The following is a 23,824-nucleotide window of genomic DNA, read 5'->3' on the forward strand; positions in this document are numbered from 1 at the left end:
CTTTTCGTTGTCACTAATTCATAAAATTGCTACCTTGCAGGCAAAAATCTGACAAAATGAATCGAATTTTCCATGCCCGTATCGCCTGGTACCAGTATTTCCTCTTGGTAGTGCTTACCGTGAATGTCGTCGGCGCCCTGTGGTGTAAATATATCTTGCCGGCAGTGCTGCTGATGCTCATGCTTATTGTAGTGATCGAACAGATTATACATACGGTCTATACGGTGACTACGGATGGAAATCTTGAAATATCCCGCGGTCGCTTTATCCGTAAGAAAGTAATTCCTATTTCTGAAATCACGACTATACAGAAATACCGTTCCATGAAATTCGGGAGTTTCTCAGTGACTGATTATCTACTGATAGAGTATGGAAAAGACAAGTTTGCTTCCGTCATGCCTGTCAAAGAACGGGAATTTGTGGAATTGATTGAAAAGAAAATGAAGTCAATAGCACTCGATAAAGAATAAATAATAACGAAAAAACTAACTGATTATATACTATGAAACATCAAGTGATTATTATCGGTGGAGGCCCTGCAGGATATACAGCGGCTGAAGCTGCCGGCAAAGCCGGTTTAAGCGTATTGCTTATTGAGAAAAACAATTTGGGTGGCGTCTGCCTGAACGAAGGGTGTATTCCGACAAAGACATTGCTGTATTCGGCAAAGACTTATGATAGTGCCAGGCACGCATCGAAGTATGCCGTGAATATATCCGAAGTTTCTTTCGATTTACCTAAGATTATAGCCCGCAAAAGTAAAGTAGTGCGCAAACTGGTGTTGGGAGTGAAGGCCAAACTGACTTCCAACAATGTCACGATCTTATCAGGGGAAGCGCAAATCATTGATAAAAATACAGTTCGTTGCGGTGAAGAAACTTATGAAGGTGAGAATCTGATACTTTGTACGGGCTCGGAAACCTTTATCCCACCTATTCCGGGTGTCGATACAATGAATTACTGGACGCATAGGGAAGCCATGGATAACAAAGAACTGCCCGCATCTCTGGCTATCGTTGGCGGTGGAGTTATCGGAATGGAGTTTGCGTCCTTCTTCAATAGCTTGGGAGTACAGGTGACAGTCATAGAAATGATGGATGAAATCCTCGGTGGAATGGATAAGGAACTCTCCGCTCTGCTGCGTACGGACTATGCAAAACGGAACATTAAATTCCTGTTGAACACGAAAGTTGTCGGTCTGTCGCAAACGGAAGAAGGCGCTGTCGTTTCTTATGAAAATGCAGAGGGTAATGGTACGGTTGTAGCGGAAAAGTTACTGATGAGTGTCGGCCGTCGTCCCGTAATGAAAGGTTTCGGGCTCGAAACTCTGAATTTGGAGAAGACAGAGCGTGGTGCTATCAAGGTGAATGAGAAGATGCAGACTTCCGTACCTGGTGTTTATGTCTGCGGTGACCTGACAGGATTCTCTTTGTTGGCTCATACAGCCGTTCGTGAAGCGGAAGTGGCAGTACATTCTATATTAGGAAAAGAAGACGCAATGAGTTATCGTGCCATTCCGGGCGTTGTCTATACCAATCCGGAGATTGCCGGAGCAGGCGAAACGGAAGAGTCGGCCTCAGCAAAAGGCATTACTTGTCAAGTCGTAAAGCTCCCGATGGCTTATTCCGGCCGGTTTGTGGCGGAGAACGAAGGAGTGAACGGAGTCTGCAAAGTATTGCTGGATGAACAGGAACGGGTGATTGGAGCGCACGTGTTGGGCAATCCGGCTTCGGAGATTATTACGCTTGCGGGAACTGCCATTGAATTAGGGTTGACGGCGGCACAATGGAAGAAGATTGTTTTCCCTCATCCTACGGTGGGTGAGATATTCCGGGAAGCATTATAGAGAAAGGATGACTGAACTGTTGTTTTTGAAGCGGATAATATAATATAAAAAAGGACTGTCTCAAAAGTGAGGCAGTCCTTTTCATTTTATAGAAGGAAATATGGTAGTTTTGTTTATATTATAGGCTATTTATTCTTTCTTCATCTCAATTCTCTTCCCATCTGCTTGCACAGCATAGAATTTGGTTGTTTCGTCAATAACAACTGTTGAAGGAATCGAATATGAAAGGAAGTTGAAGAAATATAGTAGTTCTCCGTTTTCATTATCTTTTCGTACTTCGAATGCTACTGCTTGAGTACCATTGTTTACAGTAATATTGTTTCCCGACAGACTATAAGTCGGAGTACCTGTAATTTTTACATTATCTTTAAACAATGTATAATATCCAACGTCACCTACTTGGTAATTCTCGATGCCGACATCACCGTTCTTGCGGTCTTCCAGATAGTAGATAGGTGGTACTTTCTTCGGGAAGGTTGACATATACTCTTTAGTTTGATCTATCAATTCTTGACTGACCATATACATATATGTCCCATACTGTTCATAACTCGGAATGAGTGTAAATCTGAAGAATCCCCATCTGTCAAAAAACTCAGTCATATCCATATTAGCCACGGTGCAGACTGCCTTGGCATATTGCATTTGTGCAGTTCCCGGGCTGGCATAAGTTAGAGGATTGTCACGTAAATATTTGAAAAGTTTGGGGAAGAAATCTGGCATATTGCCCAAACGGTGGAAATAGTTCCATAGTTGCCATTGCATGCGCATATGCAACTCTGTATCTTCATTTTTGTGAGTTGCCGTTCCTAATAGTGGCCAAGGTTGCTTCAGAAGATAAGATTCTGCTAACTTGCTGATTTCCACTCCACGTGAGCAGTATTTGCCGAGCTTGTACAATACATAGTTTGAGAATATGTTATTGCTTGATTCTGTGCAGCTTGCCCAGTTGATAGCTCCTTGGTGAATATGCCCTATTTCATGAGCAGGCCCCCAAACGTTATCCTTTTCTTCCATAACATTCTCTTTCAGTAGAATATCTCCCAACTTTGTGTATACGAAAGCTATACGGTCTTCCGAAGCCCACATATAGGCCCCTTCGGGCGAGATAGCGAATATATGATTATTGAAGAGGTTGGGACGTACATCTTCTATTCCCATGAGTTCCTGTTCCCAGCCGATGATATCGTTCCAGAGGTGGATAGCTGATAATATTTCATTTTTCACTACTTCTTGCAGTTTCTCACGATGGAAGTAGAGAATAATCTTATCTCCGCGTATCCCGAAATATTTGTCAGTTGCCTTGGAGAGCAGTTCTGCGTATTTCATATCCGTTTTATGTTCTGCAAGATCGAAAAAGCCGGAAACTTTCCCGCTGCCTATTGGAATATGTATTTTGATAGGTTCGGGATGAGAAGTCAGGTCACAGTTATACATGACAAACAGTTGTCCCCTGTTTTTCATCTTTAGTTTGTTGATTCCGGACTTGAGGATATAATAATCTCCCGAAGCGGCGGTCTGCGGATATTCATGATCTTCTAAAAAGCTGGTTTTCTCTTCACCTATACATTGTATAGAAACGTCGTGCCCGTGAGTGTCTCCGACGAGAACAACTACTTCATCATCCTTTTCCACTGCGATTCCCGTCAGATTGTCAAGGTTGCTGTAGCGTTTAGTTATCAGTTTTTCCGCCCATTTGGCAGGTTCGCTGTACGCTTCGTATTCACGAATCCGGAAATCCTTTTCCCACTCACTGTATGCATTATGTTGTATGGCTCGGGCAAGGTCGATAAAGAAGTTATCTCCCAATGCTTGAATATCCTGTTCGGTGACACCTTCTTTCACTTCTGTGCAGGTGATGTCCTTGAATACTTTCAGCAATTTAGTCTCTTGCGTGTTATTGGTATTGGCCTGGAAGAAATGCATCTCATCGCAGCTTGCAAAGCCTCCTCTGCCGTTATGGACAACGAATTTGATAGCTGTCGCCTTTATTGCTTCATTGAAAGTCACTTTTGAAGGATCGTTTTTCTCTTTGAAATCATAGTTTCCTTGCAGAGTATAATCACTTTCTTGGGGATTATTGGCAGTGGCGGTGTAAATGTCTACTTTTCCGAAGTTTCCGTTTCCACTGCGGGTATAATAGATAAGATAGTCAATTTGTTCATCTCCTGTGAAAAAGTACTCTAATATGACAGGAAATTTGGTGTTTCCTGTTCCGAAAGGACTGTGGTAGTTGGAAGATTCTTCATAACTTGTTCCGGTGGTAAACTTGCCATCCATAGATTTGTCTATGTCGTATCCCGATTGGTATTGGTTGGCTTTTCCGCTGGTGGGATGTATCTGTGTATCTCCTTCCACTGCGATGTCATACAATCCGAACTGGCGAACTGTGATTACGTAATCCTGAACGAAGGAACTTACTCTTATCTGTGCAGTACGTGCTTCATCGGTGGCGTTTTCTTCTACGTTGATACTGATGAACGGCTCTCCGGTAGCCATACTCTTTTCTGCTTTTATCCATTTTTCTGTCGGTTCCACTTGCCATTCTGATTTGGCAAGCGTAGTATTAACCGGAATCTCAATCGTATTGATGTTCTTATCTACGACTTGTTCCAAATCTTCGGTGGCAATATCGAATACGGAGAAAGCCTTTTCCTCGTCGTCCTTACAAGATGCCAGCAAGCAGACGGTAATAAAACCGAATATAATAGATTGTATAATTTTATTTTTTTTCATAACTGTTCAGCTATCTAAGTTGTTGAATCGTAATTATATGTATCTGCAAAAGACTTATTAATTATAACAAGGTCTTTTTCTTTTATAGCAACGTCTTTATCATTGCCGAAAGTTCTTCCACTGTCTCTTCGTCGGAGCCGGAAAAACCGACTGGTTTGAACCGGATATTCCCTTCCTTGTCTATAATGAACTTGGCCGGAATTCCTTTCGCTTTATAGCTTTCCATGACAGGAAACTTTTTAGTATTCAAATCTTGTGTGTCAAATGCTACATTGAAGGTATACCCTTTCTCGTCCATATACTTACGTACGGTTTCCTGTAGATTTTTTTTGTTTTCCAGCGTATTAATGAAAAGGAAAACCACATCTTTATTATCGGCAAACCGGTTAATTGTTTTTTGCATGGCCGGGAAAGATGCTTTGCAAGGACCGCACCATGTAGCCCAGAAGTCGAGCACGACTATTTTGCCTTTTAAACTTGCCAGGGAGATTTCTTTTCCGTCCAGATTGCGGAGAGTGAATAGCGGTGCAGGTTCATTCACCATATCCTGTGCAAGCTTTTCCTGTAAGGATTTGCGGTAGTCCGCTTTTAGCCCGTCCAGATATTGGTCAAATTCTTTCTCTTTGCCGTTTTTTTGAATATATGCCTGCTTCAGCCCTTCAATGTGTTGCGGAGTAGCTTTTCCCGTGCGTACAAATGTTTCCAGTATAGGAGTTGCTTCATCGAATTTCTTTTCGTATATCAACGTGGCGGCATAGCAATCGTTGATAGAATAATCTTGCTTATTGCTGGTTTCATATATTTGTTTGGCATAAGGGATTGCTTCTTGTATGCGGTTATCTTTTATCAATGCTTCTACATAAAGGGCGAGAATCTGTTTGTACTTATCTTTTTCATCTTTAGGAAGTGCCTCTTCATCTTTTCCTTCGATAGTCATTCGTATAGACCTATTCAGTAGTTCTATTGCCATTCCAAAGTTTCCATTTTCTAAACGGCTGATTCCGGAGATGGCTAAAATGTCGCGTTTAAATGGTGATTCCGGAATATTGGCCAGATATCCTTCGGCTTTCTCCCGGTTACCTTCCGCATAAAGTGCTTCTATAGTAAATGACATCATCATGTTCATCATCGGATAAGCGAAATCCGCTTTATCTCTTTTCACTTGTGCCATGAAGTTTTTCAGCATTTCCTCTTTTTGCGCAGCGGTTTCGGCATGTCTTAACTCCATCATGGCGGCTGTTGCCTTTTCTCTTGTCAGTGTGCCGGGTTCTTCTTTATTCAAGAGTTTCAGTAATTGCTGGTACAGTTTGGGATCGGAGGGACGTTTGGCAAAAGCGTCTACGATTTTACCCTGCTGATCGATAATGACGATACGGGGTACGGAATGAATTCTGTAATGTTTTGCCAGTTCGGACTTGAAACCATTCGGAACGTTGAGTTGCAGAGTTGTACCGTTTTTATCTTTCACAAGTTCCTTCCATGCTTTGAGCAGTTGTTCTCCGGTGTCGAGTGACAGGGTGAAAAACTGGATGTTCTCCCCTTTCATCTTTTCAGCTAACTTTTCCATATAAGGCATTTCCGATTTGCAGGGGATACAACCGCTGAACCAGAAATCAAGTACCATTACTTTTCCTGCATAGTCGGCGGAAGAGTAACTTTTTCCGTTACTGTCATTGGCTGTAAAAGCCGGAGCAGCGTTTCCGCGGGTGATATTGCTGTATTGCGCTTTGAGCCCGTCGTACTGTTTCTCCAGTTGGGTTAACTTTTGGAGAAATGCCTCGCCAGGTGAGGGTACTAATGATTTTGCGATAGATAGATATGCCGGAAAATCATCGGAATATCCTGCTTTCAGGATTTGCTTCAAATAGCGTATAAGGAAAGCGGCTTTCACTTTATTATCGATTATCCTTGCGGCATATTGAGCGAGAAATCCTGTGGGGTCGGGTTGGCATTCACCGATCTTTTCCAATGTTTCCATTGACTCACGCATGACGGTGAACCATTTGGGATAATACAGAAGCGCAGCGTCTTCATATCGGTTCTTTTTTATGTCATCATAATAATTTGCCGGTAAATCGAACTCTTTTTTCATAAACATGCGCATTATACTTGGCCCGCTTAGCAGTTGGTTGAGAAATGCGTATTTATAGTAAAATTCGTGTATATGTTTGAAGTCAGCAGGCAAATCCGAAGCTTTTAATGCTTCAATAGATGCAGCCATTTGTTTATGCTGGAATTCCAGCCATTCACCGGAATACGAGGCTATATTATTGGGTACTTTAACAATGGGCGGGTATTGTCGGATGAATTGGTTGATATCCGCATTGTCTCCCTCAAAAGATACTTCTCCTTTCTGTTCAATGATACGGCTTGTGGAGCCGGGAGTGACAAAAATGGTATATGTAGAATTATCGGATGCCATATAGTAGTAATAGGCAGGTTCCTCCAGTTGGAGAACTATCGTTTCTCCCGGTTGCACTTCTTGATAACCGTGTATGGTGTCGCTTTCGCTTTGGAAATAGATTTTCTTTCCGTCGGTCGCTGCCGTGAAAGTGATGTGCGTTGCTTTGCTTTCCGAGGGCAAGGCGAATCCCTTTGTATATGTAAACATACAGAGGAGTGTTGCTATGAATAAAATGAATGTTTTCATTATTTGCTATTTTGTATTAAGTTACTATTTTGCATGGCAGCTACAGGGAATGGGAATGTAAGTAGGTGCGATGCCGGTTTCAGTGTATATGTCTTTTCCTCGAACTCACGTGTCAAAGTTTCGTTGAACTCTGTGCAGAAACGGCGCATGTCAAAGAAACCGTTACTAGTGAACAACAGTTCACGTTTACGCTCTTCGCGGACGATTTTCATGGCTTCGGTGGCGTCCGCAGCAGTCAGGTCGGTGTAATATGTTTTGATGAGGCGGTTCTTGCGTAAGTCATTGACATATTTGAGGGCATTATCCTTGTCGCCTTTGCGGGCGTAACATTCGGCAGCCATCAGGTATACTTCGGAAAGTTTGACTCCCCCGCAGTTCCAGTGAAAAGACATAATGTTCAACATCTTGGAGCCTGGTTCACGGGTGGCAGGCCCTTCTGTTGTCGTGGCGATACAGAATGTATAACGCAAGTCTTCTTTCGGGCTGAATAAATCCACAACAGGCTTACGTATAAGGGATGCCTGCGGGGACATGAAATTCAGCCCATGTTGGTAAAGCAGGTTCTCTGTGTTGTCATATTCGCGCTTGAAATACATTATACTGCCCATCATGCGGAACATGGAGTACATTGACATGCCATATTCAAACATCATATCCGGCATTGCCTGCATTCCCATTGATGCCTTATATTGTGTCAATGCACTTTGGTAAGTTGTATTCATATCCCATAACTTGTGATTGCCTTTTTCTTCCGCTTCCTTGAGACAATCGAGCGAAGCTTGTAAAGCTTGGTCGAATTCTCTCTTAAACAGGTGCACTTTAGCTTTTAGTGCATAGCCGAATGATTTGTCGGGGCGGAATGTGTTCAGTGATTTATGTGGCAGTCCGGATAAGGCGTCTTCTATATCTTGCTGGATTAGTTTATAGGTGTCTGCCACAGTTTTTTGCTCTCCTTCGTCTTCCAGGCTGAATTCATCACGAAGAATGACTCCCCGTTCTTGGGCAGCTGTTGCCGGGTCATATGGTTTGGCGAAGGTGTTGATGAGATAGAAGTAATTGTATGCACGTAATATTTTCGCTTGCGCAATGCCTTCAATTTTGTCACTTTCGCTGCCTTTGGCATCACCGATATTTTGTATGATGATGTTGTATTTTGCTATTTTATTGTAACACATGGAATATAAGTCACCACTTCCTGTAGCTGTCATGTAAGTAGCCCGGTCGAAATCCTCATTCCAGAAGAAACTGGCAGATATGAGTGGGTTTGTATAGTTTTTAATTTGCTCTACATAGGCGGGTGCATTTTCTCCACATAGATACCATTCGGTTTCTAAGGGGTAGCCGTACATGTCTTCGAGTAATCCGAGATAGTCGCTGGTTTCGTTGAGGACTGATTCACCTTTAGGTACCAAATCCAGATAATTGTCGCAGGCGGTGAATATGAATGTTGCTGCTGCGATACAACCTATAATAATATTTCGTTTCATAATGGATAGAGTTGCTTAGAAGTTGATATTAATACCCAATATATAGCTGGTGGCTTGTTCGGAATTCCGGGTTCCACTATTGGCGTTGAAGGCTTCCGGGTCGATATCCCTTTTGTTGGCAGCCCAATAGCAAGGATTGTTGACTTGTGCGTGCAGGCTGATAGCTTTGAATCCGGCTTTGTTAATCCACTGTTTCGGCAAGTTGTAGGAAAGCCCGATATTACGCACTTTGATAAAGGAAGCACTTGCCGTGTTATAGTCGGCATATTTCCAGTGATTCTCTCTTTCTCCCTGCATTCCGTATATGTTCATGGACGGGATATCCGTATCAGTATGTTCCGGTGTCCACCGCCTGGCAATATCTTCATGCATATTCCCTTTTTTATCAGTATCTATTCCATTGTAAAGGGGAGTGGCGTCTGTTCGCAATGTATGTCCGGTGTAGTATACAATTTTGGTGAAAAGGCTCAGTTCTTTCCAACGCAGGCTGATGTCGAGAGCCCCGTTCCATTTAGGGTCAAATTGTCCTACGCATATCAAGGCATTGATGTCACGAACTCCTTCCAGTGAAATGACTTCTCCGTCTGCATTGTATACAGATGGATTTCCTTCTGCTGTCAGTCCGGCGTAGCGATAGGCATATACTGAATTATATGTATCTCCTTTCAGGTAGTTGCTGCCCGGGTATCGCATCATGGTTACTGCGTCTGTTGGCAGGTAGCCTACTTCTTTAATTTTATTGCTGTTGAATGCGGCAGTAAATCCTGTATTGAGTGACCAGTCCCTGCTTTTCAGCCAGTCATAAGAAAGGTTGAGTTCAATACCTCTGTTGCGCATTGCTCCGTTATTGAACTTGGCACTCTCAAAACCGGTGGACGGGTCGAGGCTTTTTCGTGCCAGCAAGTCCGAACTATAGCGGTTGTAGAAGTCAATACTACCATTTAGCCTGTGGAAGAATGCGAAATCCAGCCCTATGTTGACTGTTGAAGTTTTCTCCCAACGGAGCATTTTATTAGGGGGGCTTTGGATGTCTGTCAGGTTAGCGCCGCTATACATGGAAGTCAGGTAGGTTCCTAACAGGTAGGGAGAAGAGCTTTGGTCTACATTACCGGTAATACCGTAAGTGACACGTAGCTTGAGCATATCAAGCCACTCCATTCCTTTCATGAATTCTTCATTAGAAATATTCCAACTAGCTCCTGCCGACCAAAGCGGGCGGTAACGATATTTGGGGTCTGTACCGAACAGGTCGGCTTGCTCTATGCGGACACTGGCATTCAGGGCGTAGCGTGTGTCGTATGTATAGCCGGCATTAAAGTATGCTGAGACATATCGGTGGTGTGTGTCAGACACTGCAGCTTCTTCAGACTTTCTGGCTGCGTTGCCGCTTATTTGTCCGAGCACTCCATTTTGTTGCAGTTTCAGCCAGTCTACTTGTTGGTAAGTTAGTTTCAGGTCATCATATCCGTATCGTTCTCCATTTTTCCTACGGTATTTGTCTTCGCGGATTTCTCCTCCTAATAAAGCGGTGATATCATGTTTCTCAGCAATCATTGTTTGGTAGTTGAGTTGTGCCCGCAGATTTAGGTATGACCATCGTGTGTTCGCGTTCGTCAGTCTTCCTCCTTGTGGGATATTGTAAGTAAATCCTCCTTCAGGGTTTACTGAAGCAAATTGGTTAATCATGTATCGCATCTTGTAAGAATCAGCTTCGTCATACTGTTCTGTATCCGAGGTTCGGTTCTCATATTGGAACTTTACACCCAAATCTAGCCCTTTGAATATCTTGAAGTCTGCATGGGTGAATAGTTTCCAGTACATATCGTTGTTCTTTTGCATATTTTTTGTGGCTTCTTCTACAGCGTTGTACCCCATAAACTCCAGACCTTCCGTTTCATTGATTTTCTGTGCGTTGTAGTAGTTGTGCAGATAGGTGTAAGCATAACTTCCGTCTTCGTTATAGAGTGTTTCGTAGGGCATGGCATCTGTTCCACTTTGGAATTCGGCTTGTGAGTATTCGCTTCCGGTGATAGAGACATTGGCGCCGAGAGTTAGCTTGAACCATTTTGTCAAATCCAACTCGTTTTTCAGATAAAAGGTATATCTATCCCATTGGTCGTGTTTGTTGTAAGTTGTTTGATTTTCGTAACGTGCAGAGAAAAATAAGCTTGACTTATCACCACCTTTTGAGATAGAAACATTGTAATCTTGCGTGAAGTTCATTTGTTGCAACGCTTCACGATATGCTTTGCGGTAATCATTCTTGCGTAGTACGTCTAGTGTGCTATTTAGTTGTTTTTCCGTTATTTCGCCTTTTGCCAAACGATAGTAGAGCCTGTCTATGCTAGTCATATATTTAGGTGCTGGGAACTGATTCAGACTTTCAAAGTAATCCAGCGGATTATTTTGATAAGTCGGATTGTTCAACAGATAACTTTGTTCGTAGTCAATAACATCGCTTGTAGAAGCATAATGCTGGTAATCGAGCGAAGGTAACGGATTGAGATAGAAGTTGGCGGAAACGTTGATATTCGGCTTCTTGCTAGTTCCACGTTTGGTTGACACGACGATTACACCGTTTGAGGCGCGTACACCGTATAAAGAGGTTGCGGCAGCATCCTTCAGGACAGTGATTGTTTCGATATCATCGGGGTTCAGCTCATTGAGACTGACACCGGTGACGGGTTGTCCGTCCAATACCAGAAGCGGGGTAGAATTGATAGCAAATGAAGAAGTACCACGAATACTGGTTTTTCCGTTGTAAGTTGTTAGTCCCGGAGTACTGCCTTCGAGTTTGCTTCCCAGGTTCATACCCTGGATTTTGTCGAGGTAGTCGCTCTTCACAATCGTGGCGGCTCCGGTAGACCGTTCGCGCGAGATAGTTTGGAAACCGGTAACGATTACTGCATCCAGTTGCTTCACATCTTCTACCATGACTACTTGCAGGAGTTGTTCACCGCTATATACTACGTCATGAGGCTTCATACCTACGGAAGAAAAGTTCAGTACGGTTCCGTATGCCAGTGGTTTGGAGAAAGTGAAACGTCCGTCAATGTCTGTGACGGATCCCTGACTTTTATCTTGTGTGAAAATAGCGACACCCGGAAGTACATTACCATCACTGTCGGTGACACGTCCATGCAGTGGCGTTTGTGATATTGCTTTCTTGGGGATTGCAGTAATGACAATTGTTCTTCCTTTTATGGAATATTGCAGTCCGGTTCCTGTCAGAAGTACTTTCATCACATTCTTGATGCCGGCTTCCTGCAGGGATGCAGAAACATTGACTCCTTTCAGTAGAGAGGCGTTATAGAAAAACTGGTAATCATACTGTTTACTCAGTTTTTCCAACACATTTTCCAACGGTTTCTTAGTGACCGTAATTGTAATCTTTTCCGGATGGCCAGTCTGAGCATATACCAGCGGAGCAGTACAGGACAAGATGAGGGCAACTACCAACATGAGTCCTCTGGAAATAAACTTGTTTGTCATAACTGTGTGAAGTTTATAATATTAGATGTTACTGTTAGTCTTTTTTCTCTATGGCATCTATCCTTCTGTCTTGATAGATTTTAAAATCAAGCTCATTTGTGAGATGCAGGATATTAAGGATTTCCGTAAGAGGCTGTTTTCGTGATAGTATGCCGCTATAACGTATATCCTGTATATCTTCGCTCACATTGATGTCTACATTATACCATCGTGAAAGCTCATTCATTATAGTACCGATAGTCTCATTGTTAAAGATAAACTTATCTTCCGTCCAACTGGTGATAACGGATATATTGGCTTGTGATGTGCTGTATTCGCATGTTGTTTTATGATAAGTGAACTGTTCGCCCGGAGACAATGTGGCAAGAACTTTCTGTCCTTCGCGTACGTTGACCGAACCTTCAACCAAAGTGATGGATACATTTCCTTCTTCTTCGTAGGCTTTAATATTAAAGGTCGTCCCCGTGACTTGTACATTCAGTGTGCCAAGCAGTACATTGAAAGGTTTTTCCGAATTATGCTTAACTTTAAAATATGCCTCTCCTCTTAATTCAACCTGGCGTATGTGCTCCTTGAAATGCGCAGGGAAGAGCAGTTCCGAAGCTGCATTCACTTGAACTACTGTTCCGTCTTCCAGTGTCAGACGATATTCACCGCCTGCCGGTACTGCCAGCTTGTTGAACTGGTTGTCGGGCTTTAATTCGATAGCGATATTTCTTTTTCCGTCCAGCGTGCTTCCAATCAATTGGTTGCCTTGGACAGTCAGATTGCTTTCTGCCAGTTCCATCGGCTCGTCATTTTGCGCGATAAGTGAAATCTTGGCTGGTTCGGGTACGGACGCAGCCCATTCGGCAACAGTTTCTTCGCTGTTTCTCATCCATAACCATGTGGCTGCCGTTCCGAGGATTAACAAGAAAGAAGCTGCGATACCTATATTATATATAATACGTCTGCCGAATCGTCTTGGCGGAAGGTTCAGTCGGCTGCTGACTTCTTCCAACGCCTGTCGGGTATCAATGGAGTCGTGGAAGGAGATTGCCTGCGACAGGCTCTCCTGCTTCCGTATTTCTTCGTATAGTTCGGGTGATTCCTCTTTCCACTTCTGAGCCAGAAGTGAAGTGGATGGTTCGCCTGTGCAGATTTCTTTCGCCAATTCCTCGGCCACCTGCATGCTTTCTTTAAGCTTTTGGTCTGTCATTTATATAACGGGATTTGTGTTATTCTATAAGTAAAACAACACAGATTAAATATGGTATGATATAAAAATCAATTTTTTATAAAATAAGTAGCAGAAATCTTAATTCTTCCAGTTCAGCGCGTAGTCGGGCGTATGCGTGCATCTTGTGTGTCTTTACGGTAGGAACTGATATAGACAGCAATTCGGCTATCTCCTGGTTGGACTTATTTTGAAGAGAAAGAATGATAATTTCCTGTTCTCGCGGAGTGAGTTCCTTGATTTTCCGGCGTACCATAAAAGATACTTCCTCACGGATAATATTTTCCTGGATGAATTCTTCGCTTTGCATGACCTGTATCTGGCTTTCGGCATAGCGGTCTTTCACATCCTCATGTTTCAGATAGTTGAGGCAGCGGTTGGAGATGGAACGGTAGAAAAAAGCTTTGATGGTTACAATAGAAGTGAAGTTTTCGCGTTGCTCCCAAAAGGCGATAAAAACATCCTGAACAATATCGCGCGCCTCTTCCGTACCCAGGCGATACCGACAGGCAAAAGAAAGAAATAGAGTATAGTATTTTTTAAAGAATAAATCAAACTCTTTCTTGTTGTTTATTCTATTAATTCCAAAGGCATCAATATTATTTTCCTGAGGTATTATCATTCAGTTATGCTGTTCTGTTTTAAAAAAAGACTGTGTATGCGCTAGCCTTTTTTAGGGCATCCTCTTCTCTACATGCCACAAAAGTAAATATTTCCTTTTATCAGATAAACTTTTTTGGTGTTTTTTTCTATTATTTTCTTTTCTGCTGTCATTTGTTTTCCCCGAACACTAACTATTTGTAATCAAGCTCTCTCTTTTGTTTTTTGTCAGATTCCAGACAAATTCAGTTGGGAAGTGCTATATTTGCGGGTGTGATTCGATTCATAAACCGTATTGTATGAAGAAAGTTCTTTTATTAGTTACATTGTCCGTCTGCTTGCTGCCGTTGTGGGCGCAGAGAGACTTTTCACAGATAGACTCGCTTATTAAAAAGATGCTTCCCGAAGCGTCCGAAGTCGGTATCTCCGTTTATGACCTGACGGCGAAGAAGCCGTTGTATAACTATCGTGCGGAAAAACTTTCCCGCCCTGCCTCTACCATGAAACTGCTGACGGCCATTACCGCCCTCTCCCGCCCTGACGCGGGCGAACCTTTCCGAACGAAAGTGTGGCACGACGGCGTGATAGAGCATGATACGCTCCAAGGCAATCTGTACGTAGTAGGCGGATTCGACCCCGAATTTGACAGTCAGGCGATGGACTCATTGATAGAGGAAGTGATAACTTTTCCTTTTTCCGTGATTAACGGACAGGTATATGGTGATGTTTCGATGAAAGACTCCCTCTATTGGGGGCATGGATGGGCATGGGACGATACCCCTGCGGGATACCAGCCGTATTTGTCTCCGCTTATGTTCTGCAAGGGAACGGTTGAAGTCTCCGTGGTTCCTTCCACCTTGCAAGGAGATACGGCAAGCATATCCTGCAAACCTCTCTCTTCCTATTACACTTTGACCAACCGGACAAAGACACGTACTTCCTCTGCCGGAAAGTTCTCCTTCTCCAGAGACTGGCTGACGAACGGGAATAATTTGGTTGTTTCGGGTAATGTCGCTTCCATCCGGAAAGATAATATCAATATCTATGATTCCCCCGCTTTCTTTATGCACACTTTCCTCGAACGTCTCCGGGCAAAAGGAATCATTGCTCCCCCGTCTTATGCATTCACGGAATTGCCGCGCGACAGCGTTCACGTGGAACGAATGGCAGGTTGGAATACATCGGTGCAGAAAGTCCTGAACCAACTGATGAAAGAGAGTGACAACCTGAATGCGGAAGCATTCCTCTGCCGCCTCGGCGCACAGGCTACAGGAAAGAAGCAGGTGGCTGCCGAAGACGGAATCGTAGAAATCATGAAGTTAATCCGCCGCCTGGGGCACGACCCGAAAGACTATAAGATTGCGGACGGCTGCGGGCTATCCAATTATAATTACCTCTCTCCCGCCCTGCTGGTCGATTTCCTGAAGTATGCATACTCCCGAACCGCTATCTTCCAACAACTATACAAATCCCTTCCCGTCGGTGGTGTGGACGGCACATTGAAAAACAGGATGAAAAGTGCTCCTGCATTCCGAAACGTTCATGCCAAGACAGGCTCGTTCACTGCAATCAATGCGCTTGCGGGCTATCTGAAGATGAAGAACGGACATGAGGTAGCCTTTGCCATCATGAATCAGAATGTGCTTTCGGCTGCTAAGGCAAGGGCATTCCAGGATAAGGTTTGCGAGACGATTATTGGAAAGTAGCCACTTCGTCCTTCGTCCTGATTTGAGTTTATATAAAAGAAAATTGTATTCTCTGATATACAAAAACATATAGATTTTGTTTATCAAAGAATACAATTATGATTGTAGAAGGCAGGGTATGTCAAAAGGGGAGTTTTTGATACTTCCCCTTTCTTATTCTGCTGATTTATCTAGCGTATTCAGCCCAATTCGTATTTTTCATATCTCCACTCTTAGCTAGCTCTGCGTGCATGCCGAGTGCAGCCTGAATAGCGTGCGGAGTCTGCGCCCTGCCACCAGTCAGTTTGCAATAATCCCAAAGTAGCTGTTTGTAGTCAGGGTGCGCACAGTTTTCGATGATAGCTTGCGCACGCTCTTTCGGACTCTTGCCGCGAAGGTCGGCAACACCTTGTTCGGTGATAACAATGTTGACATCGTGCTCCGTGTGGTCGTGGTGGGATACCATCGGCACGATAGCGCTAATCTTACCTTCCTTAGCCACTGACGGACAAGTGAAGATCGAAATATAAGCATTGCGGGTAAAGTCGCCCGAGCCACCGATACCGTTCATCATTTTAGTTCCACCGATATGAGTTGAGTTCACGTTGCCGTACAGGTCGACTTCGATAGCCGTATTGATAGAAATGATACCGAGACGGCGAACCACTTCCGGATTGTTGGAGATTTCCGACGGACGGAGCACCAGTTTGTCACGGAAGAAATCCATATCATTGTAAATACCTTCCAGACAGTCATTTGTCACAGTCAGCGAACAAGCACTGCCGAACTTGATACGTCCTTCGCGAATCAGGCCGATTACGGAATTCTGAATCACCTCAGTGTACATTTCGAATGCCGGAATTGTCTTGTCACGTCCCAGTGCGCCGAGCACGGCGTTGGCGATATTTCCCACGCCCGATTGCAACGGAAGGAAAGAAGACGGGATGATGCCGCGCTTCATGTCCGCAGCGAGGAAGTCGGCAACGTTCTGTCCGATTTTGTCAGTCAGCGGGTCAGCGTCAGCGAAAGAACGCGCTTCGTCCGGCCAGTTGGTTTCTACCACGCCTACGATTTTCTTCGGGTCTACCTGGATATACGGCAGTCCGATGCGGTCGCTCGGTTTGTAGATAGGTATTTCGCGACGGCAAGGCGGGTCGAGCGGTTCGTACACGTCATGCAGTCCCATGCAGGATTTGCTGTGCGCGCTGTTCAACTCTACGACAATCTGGTCGGCAAGGCGGCAGATAGTCGGGGAGATACCGCCGGCGGCCGTCAGGTAAATCTTGCCGTCCGGAGTCACTTCGCAGGCTTCGATGATGGCTACGTTCACTTTGCCCATGAATCCGTAGCGCACTTCCTGTGCCATCTGTGAGAGGTGTATGTCGTTGTAGGCAATCTCTCCACTGTTCACGGCTTTGCGGAAATCAGAGTTCGTGGTATAGGGAGCACGGTAGCGGATAGCCTTTGCGCGTGACAATACGCCGTCACAAGACTCACCGGTAGATGCACCAGTAAAAATACCTACTTGAAATGGATTTCCTTTGGCATGTTCCGCTTCCGCAATCTTTGCGAGTTCTGCTGTAACAGCCTTGGCCGTTCCTGCGGGAGTAAATCCGCTCAGGCCGATGTTGTAGCCATGTTTAATAAGGCTTGCAGCTTCTGCTGCCGAAATACGATTGAATGACATAAATAGTACAATTTCGTGTTAAATACAGTTGATATCTAATAAGTTAATAATTCGCTTTATTGTTAAAGTTTCAGGCACGGATTACACGGATAACACGGTTTCCAGAAAGTAGGATTACATAAAACAACAGCGTAATCCGTGTAATCCGTGCCTGAAATAAACCTTCATAATTACCGTTAGTACTTCCGTTGAAGTATCTCTCCCCAGATAATAGCGCGGCGGGCTTCTTCTGCCGAGTGGATTGTGAAGTCTTCGCTGTTATCTGATGATTCGTGAGGAGCATCATAATGAGAACCTTGCCTGGCGTTCAACTGGTCCTGAGCGGCACTGTTTGCCAGAGATGCGGCAACGGATACTTCTTCTTTTTTCTTTTTCTGCTTGGGCGCTTGCCTTGAAGCTTGTTGGGAAGACCTTGAAGCCTGTTGCGAAGACCTTTTGGAAACCGGCTGTTCTGTAGATATAGGCTGAAACAATTCGTCCAGCGACTTGGGTCTGCCCCACATTTCGGGCATGGGAACAGCATCCGGCTCTATTTCGGTGGGTGATGATATCGGGGGAACGGGGCGTTTATTGGTCGCTTTTTTTGCTTTACTCCTCTTATTCACCTCTTGGATTATTCCCATAAGAATGACCGCTGCTATCGCGAGAAATTTCAAAAAATCTTCCATTATGTTTCACTGCTAATTAGTTATCCGCCAAAGTTACACATAAAATCCGGTTCGGGCTAACTTTTTATTATGAAAAAAGGGCAGCTTCACAGCTCCCCTTAATTTTTTTAACCTAAACCTTAACTATGAAAAAATCTAATGTTTCTTTCATTGCACAAATGTGAAAAATAAATTTAAATTTGCCAAGGATATCACCGGAAAATGTTTATTCCCTTAACATTAATTACAAGTTAGCATCCTAAACCATAAGATTTTGCGTAATTTTTGTACCAATTTACCACTTATTGAAAGCGAAGCCGTATCTTTGCGGTCGAATTTTAAAACTAAGATTTGAATATGAACGAATTAACGGGAGCGGACTTTAAATCCGCAACTGAAACGGTCGATGACAACAAGAAGTTGTTTATCGAAACTTACGGCTGCCAGATGAACGTAGCCGACAGCGAGGTGATTGCCTCAGTGATGCAAATGGCGGGGTACTCCGTAGCCGAAACGCTTGAAGAAGCCGACGCCGTGTTTATGAACACCTGTTCCATCCGCGACAATGCGGAGCAGAAGATTCTGAACCGCCTGGAATTTTTCCACTCGCTGAAGAAAAAGAAGAAACACCTGATTGTAGGCGTACTGGGATGTATGGCCGAACGGGTGAAGGATGATTTGATTACGAATCATCATGTCGACCTCGTAGTAGGCCCGGATGCCTACCTGACTCTGCCCGACCTGATTGCCGCCGTAGAAACCGGTGAGAAAGCAATCAACGTGGAGCTTTCCACCACCGAAACCTATCGGGACGTGATTCCCTCGCGTATCTGCGGCAATCATATCTCCGGATTTGTGTCCATTATGCGTGGCTGCAACAACTTCTGTACGTATTGCATCGTCCCCTACACCCGTGGACGTGAGCGCAGCCGTGACGTAGAAAGTATCCTCAACGAAGTGTCAGACCTCGTGGCGAAAGGCTACAAGGAAGTCACCCTGCTGGGGCAGAATGTCAACTCTTACCGTTTTGAGAAGCCGACAGGCGAAGTGGTCACTTTCCCAATGCTGCTTCGCACCGTAGCCGAAGCTGCTCCGGGCGTGCGCATCCGTTTCACCACCTCTCACCCGAAGGATATGAGCGATGAAACGCTGGAAGTAATCGCGCAAGTGCCCAACGTATGCAAGCATATCCACCTGCCCGTACAAAGCGGCAGTTCCCGCATCCTCAAACTGATGAACCGCAAATATACCCGTGAATGGTATCTCGAACGGGTAGCCGCCATCAAGCGCATCATCCCCGACTGCGGACTGACAACGGACATCTTCTCCGGTTTTCATTCTGAAACGGAAGAAGACCACGCCCTGTCACTTTCCCTGATGGAAGAATGTGGATACGATGCCGCCTTTATGTTCAAGTATTCCGAACGTCCGGGAACGTATGCTTCGAAACATCTCGAAGACAATGTGCCCGAAGACGTGAAAGTACGCCGTCTGAATGAAATTATCGCCCTGCAGAACCGCCTGTCTGCCGAATCCAACCAGCGTTGCATCGGGAAGACGTATGAAGTCCTCGTAGAAGGTGTCTCCAAGCGTTCGCGCGACCAATTGTTCGGCCGTACGGAGCAGAACCGTGTCGTAGTGTTCGACAGAGGTACGCACCGTGTCGGCGACTTTGTCAACGTACGTGTCACGGAAGCCAGTTCGGCTACGCTGAAAGGGGAAGAGGTTTAAATTTCACTAAGAAATTTCACCACGGATTACACAAATTCACACAGATTTTTATTCCGGTTTCCGGCATAGCTAAATTTAAACAGACTCTTAACGAGGCAGGAATAAATGAAAAATCTGTGTGAATCTGTGTAATCTGTGGTGAGCCTTACATCATCATGTGCCTGCGAATCGAGAACTTCACGATTGCCATCGCATTGATGGACGCGAACTGAATATCCATCGGCTCATGATGAGTATTGTAACTCACCAGTTTGATACATCCTTCCTTCTCCGACCGGTTTGCGTATTTCACCGCCAGATACTCGTCTCCGTCAATCATAAACGACACTAAGTATATCTCCCCGTAAATCACATTGTCGAAACTGCTGATTTCCTTATAACCGATAATGTCCCCCGATTTCAGTATGGGATACATGCTGTCCCCGTTTACATACACCGCCCCGTCGCAGACGGAAATATTCGGAATCAATATCTTCCCCAGCGCATACTGCTGCTTATTGGTGAATAATGTTTTCAGATTTGCCGCCGCTGTGATATCATACAGCATTACGCTCCGGTCATCTATCGGTTCTACTGCTTTAGGATTGTGTATAATCTCTACTTCTCCCCTCACCAACTCGCTTTCGCAGAATCTCGGCTGGTGTTTCGGGCTTCCTTTTCCCAATAGTAGCCAGTTATAGTCCACTTTGTCGCCGAACTTGTCAAGCAACAGCTTGAAATCAATGCTGTTTCGTGCGCTCCAGTTAGTAACTGTTGCTCTCGAAACTCCCAAATATTCAGCTAGTTCGCTGTCTCTTCTCAGGTTTAATACCTGTTTGGCACGCTTGATGATGCCGGGTACGTCTAAAATTGTATCCATTTTGTTATCGTTTAATTTTGATGTAAATATTCATAAACATATTAGTTGCTCATTTATAGTCTGTTATATACTTTTTGAAAATTAAATTCTAAAACTAATTGCTTTTTAAATGAAAATAGTTTTATCTTTGTGGTGCATTGCTTGCGAAAACGTTTCAAAAATATAAATTAAAAACAGAATAACCATGAGAAATCACAGAAAGTTTACGAAAAGTTGCAAGAAAGTTCATTTTTTGCCATCAAACCACCTCTATACCGCTGCTTTGGTGGGCATATATATCCATTGTGGTGGGTATATAGATTCACTGCGGTAGACATATATATCCACTATGCTGGACATATATCCCCAATAAACAAACAGTTTCTTTTTTGAATTAAAACGAAGTTATCATTATGAAACAAGAAATCTCTTTATCAACAGAACAGTCTACTTCTACCAGTAGTTGTAAGAACTGTAAGCGTGAACTCCCGCTCGACTTTTTCTATCTGAACAAAACGACTCTGTGCCCGGATAAATTCTGCAAGGAATGTCGTAAGTCTTTGAGCCGCAGACGATACAATAGCGGAAAAATCTCTCAGGCTATCTTTTCCGACCGACTCCCCTATCCTGTTATCACGCAGATTGAAGACCGTGAGACGCGTATTCAGTTTATCTTGCATGCCCTTCAGGTAGTGCGACTTAGCATGGAGCGCAAGAGGATGAGAACGCAGGAAGAAGACGCTTTACTATAAAAGCACTTTCATCTGAATTTTCGAATTTAAATAACATCATTAGAAGTTATAGAATTATTATGGCAAGAATAAAGAAAAAGGGGCTGGATTATTTCCCTTTGAATACGGATTTTATTCATGATCGTGCCGTCCGCCGTCTCATGAAGCGTGAGGGCGATTCCGCACTTAGCATTCTGATAGAGGTACTGTCGTATATCTATGCGGGCGAGGGGTATTATGTCCATGCGGACCGTTTGTTTTATGAAGACCTTTCGGCAGGTCTGTACGAAAAGAGTGCGGATGACGTGGAACGTGTCATCCGTCTTGCGGTGGAATACGGCCTGTTCGATGCCGGACTTTTTGAGCGGGGCTGCATCCTGACTTCCGTCGAAATACAGCGGCAGTATCTTTTCAGCACCCGCCGGCGCAGTGCTTCGTTTCTGGAAGCTGGATATTGTCTGTTGGCAAACGAGGAAATGATTGAAGATAAGGAATATACGAAGGGAAAAGCAATAGACGGCTCCGGAAAATCGGAGCATGATGAAAGCATTAGCGAGGGTGATAATGTAGCATTTATCCCTAATAATGTAACATTAATCCCTGAAAATGTAACATCAAGTACACATAGCATAGCACAGAATAGCACAGCAGAGCACAGCGTAGCAGAGCAAAAGAAAGAATACCCCCACTTTAATTCTCCCCTGGAAACGGCAGGGGAGAAGACCGAAAAGCCGGAGAAGAAGATTGGGGAAGAGGAGTTTTCTCCTGTAAGTTCCTGCGGACGGGATAATTCCGGTTCCGGCAAGCGGAAAATTTGGACGCAAGAGACTATCGACAGACTGCTTCCACCGGCTGACGGGGCATTACGCAACTATGGGGGATTGCTCGATAATCTCCGTAGCTACGGCATCCCGCCCTCTGAACAATATGCTATTATACTGAAAAGCAATTTCGGGGCTATCGGTGGCGCGATATGGCGGGGACTTGCTACATTGCGTGGTAGCGGCGGGAAAATAAAGCTCCCCGGGCGTTATCTTCTAAGCGTTGTAAACAGAAAGGAAGAAATTGCTATACGCTGATACACAGTGGGAAAAGCCGGTTAAGAATTTAGTTAAGACACATATTGAAAAACGCTTTTATACGAAACTGAACTATTGTATCTTTGTAGTGTCGATAAGCTTACAGACAAGACTAAACTAACAGAATTAATAAACACAAAAACTAAATTAGATTATGCCAGTATTGTATGGTTCATTTCAGTCCGTTCTGAAAGACAAAAACGGAAAACAACTATTTTATCCTCGTGTGCTGCGCACAGGTAATGTCAGTACTTCACAACTCTCTAAAGAGATAGCGGCTTATTCATCCCTTTCTCCGGGTGACGTAAAGAATACGTTGGATAATCTGGTGACAGTAGTCGGCCAGCATCTCCAGTCATCTGAGAGTGTGACGCTTGATGGCTTCGGTACTTTTCGCCTGGTGATGAAGTCGAATGGTAAGGGTGTAGAAACTGCGGTAGATGTCTCTGCTGCTCAGTCTTCACTGACGGTTCGCTTTCTTCCTTGCTCTACCCGTCATTTGGATGGCACTGTGGCTACCCGTTCATTGGTGACAGGTGCACGATGTGTACGCTTCGACCGTGCCGATGTTTCGGTTCCTGGTGACGGAGAAGGTGGCAAACCCGGTGGCGGTAGCGGAGATGATGGTGAAACACCGGATCCGGCAGCATAACAGCTAATCATCCACTAACATGCGAATTATCAACTTAATCGTGGTGCATTGTAGCGCCACGCGGGGGGATTGTACACTCTCGCCGGAAGCTTTGGACTTGATGCATCGGCGTCGCGGATTCAACGGAACAGGCTATCACTACTACATCTGCAAGGATGGAACGTTGCACCTCACCCGCCCCGTCGAACGCATCGGAGCCCACGTGAAAGGCTTCAACGCTCACTCGATAGGTATCTGCTATGAAGGTGGTCTGGACTGCCGGGGACGCCCGGCAGATACCCGGACTCCGGCACAGCGCTCTACGCTCCGGCAACTCGTCGGCCAATTGCAAGAGAGATTTCCCGGCTGCCGGGTGTGCGGACACCGCGACCTGTCGCCGGACTTGAACGGAAACGGTGAGATAGAACCGGAAGAGTGGATTAAACAGTGCCCGTGCTTTGATGTGGCGAAGGAATTCGGAGAATTCGCTACCAAAGCGGAGAATACGGAAGAACACAGAGTAAAACAACTATTTAAAGAAACAGAAAGGAGGTAAATTATGGCAATGAAGAAATCAGTATGGGATATGATCCTGAAAGTGGTTATCGCAGTGGCTTCGGCTTTGGCAGGCGTTTTGGGCGCTAATGCGATGAATCTGTAAACAATATCGGTTACTACAACCGGCAAATATTTAAGATTTCCTCACTATGATTCAAATCTATGTGAGGAAATTCTAATCAACTAATCAAAAAAGTAATGAATCAACAA

At 44.4% G+C, this 23,824-nt stretch carries 17 protein-coding genes and 1 pseudogene; 9 read left to right on the forward strand and 9 right to left on the reverse strand.

Annotated features, from left to right (window positions below):
• Positions 1-56 precede the first annotated feature (56 nt).
• Positions 57-470, forward strand: coding sequence for a PH domain-containing protein (locus tag BacF7301_RS05020; protein WP_167960800.1), 414 nt, complete (start codon positions 57-59; stop codon positions 468-470).
• A 32-nt stretch (positions 471-502) separates the two neighbouring features.
• The gene (lpdA, locus tag BacF7301_RS05025; RefSeq protein WP_167960802.1) at positions 503-1,846 is read left to right on the forward strand and encodes a dihydrolipoyl dehydrogenase; all 1,344 of its coding nucleotides are present in this window, start codon (positions 503-505) and stop codon (positions 1,844-1,846) included.
• A 129-nt stretch (positions 1,847-1,975) separates the two neighbouring features.
• On the opposite strand, the gene BacF7301_RS05030 is transcribed toward lpdA, so the two are convergent.
• The 6 genes from BacF7301_RS05030 to BacF7301_RS05055 form a co-directional block, all read right to left on the reverse strand.
• Positions 1,976-4,582, reverse strand: a complete 2,607-nt coding sequence (locus BacF7301_RS05030) for a M60 family metallopeptidase (protein ID WP_167960804.1) — start codon at positions 4,580-4,582, stop codon at positions 1,976-1,978.
• A gap of 82 nt (positions 4,583-4,664) precedes the next feature.
• Complete coding sequence (locus BacF7301_RS05035) at positions 4,665-7,193, reverse strand: TlpA disulfide reductase family protein (RefSeq protein ID WP_245208352.1); 2,529 nt, start codon at positions 7,191-7,193, stop codon at positions 4,665-4,667.
• Positions 7,194-7,231: 38 nt separating this feature from the next.
• A complete protein-coding gene (locus tag BacF7301_RS05040) occupies positions 7,232-8,719 on the reverse strand; it encodes a RagB/SusD family nutrient uptake outer membrane protein (RefSeq protein WP_167960808.1) in 1,488 nt (495 codons plus the stop codon).
• 15 nt (positions 8,720-8,734) lie between these two features.
• Positions 8,735-12,211: a SusC/RagA family TonB-linked outer membrane protein gene (locus BacF7301_RS05045; protein WP_167960810.1), complete on the reverse strand. Its 3,477-nt coding sequence runs from the start codon at positions 12,209-12,211 to the stop codon at positions 8,735-8,737.
• A gap of 34 nt (positions 12,212-12,245) precedes the next feature.
• The gene (locus tag BacF7301_RS05050) at positions 12,246-13,409 is read right to left on the reverse strand and encodes a FecR family protein (RefSeq protein ID WP_167960812.1); all 1,164 of its coding nucleotides are present in this window, start codon (positions 13,407-13,409) and stop codon (positions 12,246-12,248) included.
• Positions 13,410-13,485: 76 nt separating this feature from the next.
• Positions 13,486-14,049: an RNA polymerase sigma-70 factor gene (locus BacF7301_RS05055; RefSeq protein WP_167960814.1), complete on the reverse strand. Its 564-nt coding sequence runs from the start codon at positions 14,047-14,049 to the stop codon at positions 13,486-13,488.
• 277 nt (positions 14,050-14,326) lie between these two features.
• On the opposite strand from BacF7301_RS05055, the gene dacB reads away from it, so the two are divergent.
• Positions 14,327-15,733, forward strand: a complete 1,407-nt coding sequence (gene dacB / locus BacF7301_RS05060) for a D-alanyl-D-alanine carboxypeptidase/D-alanyl-D-alanine endopeptidase (protein ID WP_167960816.1) — start codon at positions 14,327-14,329, stop codon at positions 15,731-15,733.
• Positions 15,734-15,899: 166 nt separating this feature from the next.
• Here the strand turns inward: dacB and BacF7301_RS05065 are convergent, their stop codons facing one another.
• Positions 15,900-17,399 (reverse strand): butyryl-CoA:acetate CoA transferase, encoded by a 1,500-nt coding sequence (locus BacF7301_RS05065; RefSeq protein ID WP_167960818.1) that lies wholly within the window; start codon positions 17,397-17,399, stop codon positions 15,900-15,902.
• Positions 17,400-17,575: 176 nt separating this feature from the next.
• Positions 17,576-18,067, reverse strand: coding sequence for a ferrichrome ABC transporter substrate-binding protein (locus BacF7301_RS05070; protein WP_167960820.1), 492 nt, complete (start codon positions 18,065-18,067; stop codon positions 17,576-17,578).
• A gap of 336 nt (positions 18,068-18,403) precedes the next feature.
• On the opposite strand from BacF7301_RS05070, the gene miaB reads away from it, so the two are divergent.
• Positions 18,404-19,777: a tRNA (N6-isopentenyl adenosine(37)-C2)-methylthiotransferase MiaB gene (gene miaB, locus BacF7301_RS05075; RefSeq protein WP_167960822.1), complete on the forward strand. Its 1,374-nt coding sequence runs from the start codon at positions 18,404-18,406 to the stop codon at positions 19,775-19,777.
• Between the two features lie 145 nt (positions 19,778-19,922).
• On the opposite strand, the gene BacF7301_RS05080 is transcribed toward miaB, so the two are convergent.
• On the reverse strand, positions 19,923-20,636 hold the full coding sequence (locus BacF7301_RS05080; RefSeq protein ID WP_167960824.1) for a LexA family transcriptional regulator: 714 nt from the start codon (positions 20,634-20,636) through the stop codon (positions 19,923-19,925).
• Positions 20,637-21,028: 392 nt separating this feature from the next.
• Between BacF7301_RS05080 and BacF7301_RS05085 the strand changes: the two genes are divergently transcribed.
• The 5 genes and pseudogenes from BacF7301_RS05085 (at position 21,029) to BacF7301_RS05105 (ending at position 23,717) form a co-directional block, all read left to right on the forward strand.
• Complete coding sequence (locus tag BacF7301_RS05085; RefSeq protein WP_167960826.1) at positions 21,029-21,367, forward strand: hypothetical protein; 339 nt, start codon at positions 21,029-21,031, stop codon at positions 21,365-21,367.
• Between the two features lie 59 nt (positions 21,368-21,426).
• Complete coding sequence (locus BacF7301_RS05090) at positions 21,427-22,425, forward strand: DUF4373 domain-containing protein (protein WP_167960828.1); 999 nt, start codon at positions 21,427-21,429, stop codon at positions 22,423-22,425.
• Positions 22,426-22,579: 154 nt separating this feature from the next.
• Positions 22,580-23,077, forward strand: a complete 498-nt coding sequence (locus BacF7301_RS05095; protein ID WP_167960830.1) for an HU family DNA-binding protein — start codon at positions 22,580-22,582, stop codon at positions 23,075-23,077.
• Between the two features lie 19 nt (positions 23,078-23,096).
• A pseudogene (locus BacF7301_RS05100) lies at positions 23,097-23,625 on the forward strand (N-acetylmuramoyl-L-alanine amidase).
• The gene (locus BacF7301_RS05105; RefSeq protein ID WP_005681936.1) at positions 23,622-23,717 is read left to right on the forward strand and encodes a smalltalk protein; all 96 of its coding nucleotides are present in this window, start codon (positions 23,622-23,624) and stop codon (positions 23,715-23,717) included. The pseudogene BacF7301_RS05100 and the gene BacF7301_RS05105 overlap by 4 nt, the downstream one beginning before the upstream one ends.
• The last annotated feature ends 107 nt before the right edge of the window (positions 23,718-23,824 follow it).

This window comes from Bacteroides faecium (assembly GCF_012113595.1).
Taxonomy (GTDB): Bacteria; Bacteroidota; Bacteroidia; order Bacteroidales; family Bacteroidaceae; genus Bacteroides; species Bacteroides faecium.

Excerpts from the sequence above, each read along its gene's own strand:
- BacF7301_RS05090 (WP_167960828.1), top strand. The coding sequence starts at position 21,427 with ATGGCAAGAATAAAGAAAAAGGGGCTGGATTATTTCCCTTTGAATACG.
- BacF7301_RS05105 (WP_005681936.1), top strand. The coding sequence starts at position 23,622 with ATGAAGAAATCAGTATGGGATATGATCCTGAAAGTGGTTATCGCAGTG.
- dacB (WP_167960816.1), top strand. The coding sequence starts at position 14,327 with ATGAAGAAAGTTCTTTTATTAGTTACATTGTCCGTCTGCTTGCTGCCG.
- BacF7301_RS05035 (WP_245208352.1), bottom strand. The coding sequence starts at position 7,193 with ATGTTTACATATACAAAGGGATTCGCCTTGCCCTCGGAAAGCAAAGCA.
- BacF7301_RS05055 (WP_167960814.1), bottom strand. The coding sequence starts at position 14,049 with ATGATAATACCTCAGGAAAATAATATTGATGCCTTTGGAATTAATAGA.
- miaB (WP_167960822.1), top strand. The coding sequence starts at position 18,404 with ATGAACGAATTAACGGGAGCGGACTTTAAATCCGCAACTGAAACGGTC.
- BacF7301_RS05050 (WP_167960812.1), bottom strand. The coding sequence starts at position 13,409 with ATGACAGACCAAAAGCTTAAAGAAAGCATGCAGGTGGCCGAGGAATTG.
- BacF7301_RS05080 (WP_167960824.1), bottom strand. The coding sequence starts at position 20,636 with ATGGATACAATTTTAGACGTACCCGGCATCATCAAGCGTGCCAAACAG.
- BacF7301_RS05040 (WP_167960808.1), bottom strand. The coding sequence starts at position 8,719 with ATGAAACGAAATATTATTATAGGTTGTATCGCAGCAGCAACATTCATA.
- BacF7301_RS05095 (WP_167960830.1), top strand. The coding sequence starts at position 22,580 with ATGCCAGTATTGTATGGTTCATTTCAGTCCGTTCTGAAAGACAAAAAC.
- BacF7301_RS05065 (WP_167960818.1), bottom strand. The coding sequence starts at position 17,399 with ATGTCATTCAATCGTATTTCGGCAGCAGAAGCTGCAAGCCTTATTAAA.
- BacF7301_RS05045 (WP_167960810.1), bottom strand. The coding sequence starts at position 12,211 with ATGACAAACAAGTTTATTTCCAGAGGACTCATGTTGGTAGTTGCCCTC.
- BacF7301_RS05070 (WP_167960820.1), bottom strand. The coding sequence starts at position 18,067 with ATGGAAGATTTTTTGAAATTTCTCGCGATAGCAGCGGTCATTCTTATG.
- lpdA (WP_167960802.1), top strand. The coding sequence starts at position 503 with ATGAAACATCAAGTGATTATTATCGGTGGAGGCCCTGCAGGATATACA.
- BacF7301_RS05085 (WP_167960826.1), top strand. The coding sequence starts at position 21,029 with ATGAAACAAGAAATCTCTTTATCAACAGAACAGTCTACTTCTACCAGT.
- BacF7301_RS05020 (WP_167960800.1), top strand. The coding sequence starts at position 57 with ATGAATCGAATTTTCCATGCCCGTATCGCCTGGTACCAGTATTTCCTC.
- BacF7301_RS05030 (WP_167960804.1), bottom strand. The coding sequence starts at position 4,582 with ATGAAAAAAAATAAAATTATACAATCTATTATATTCGGTTTTATTACC.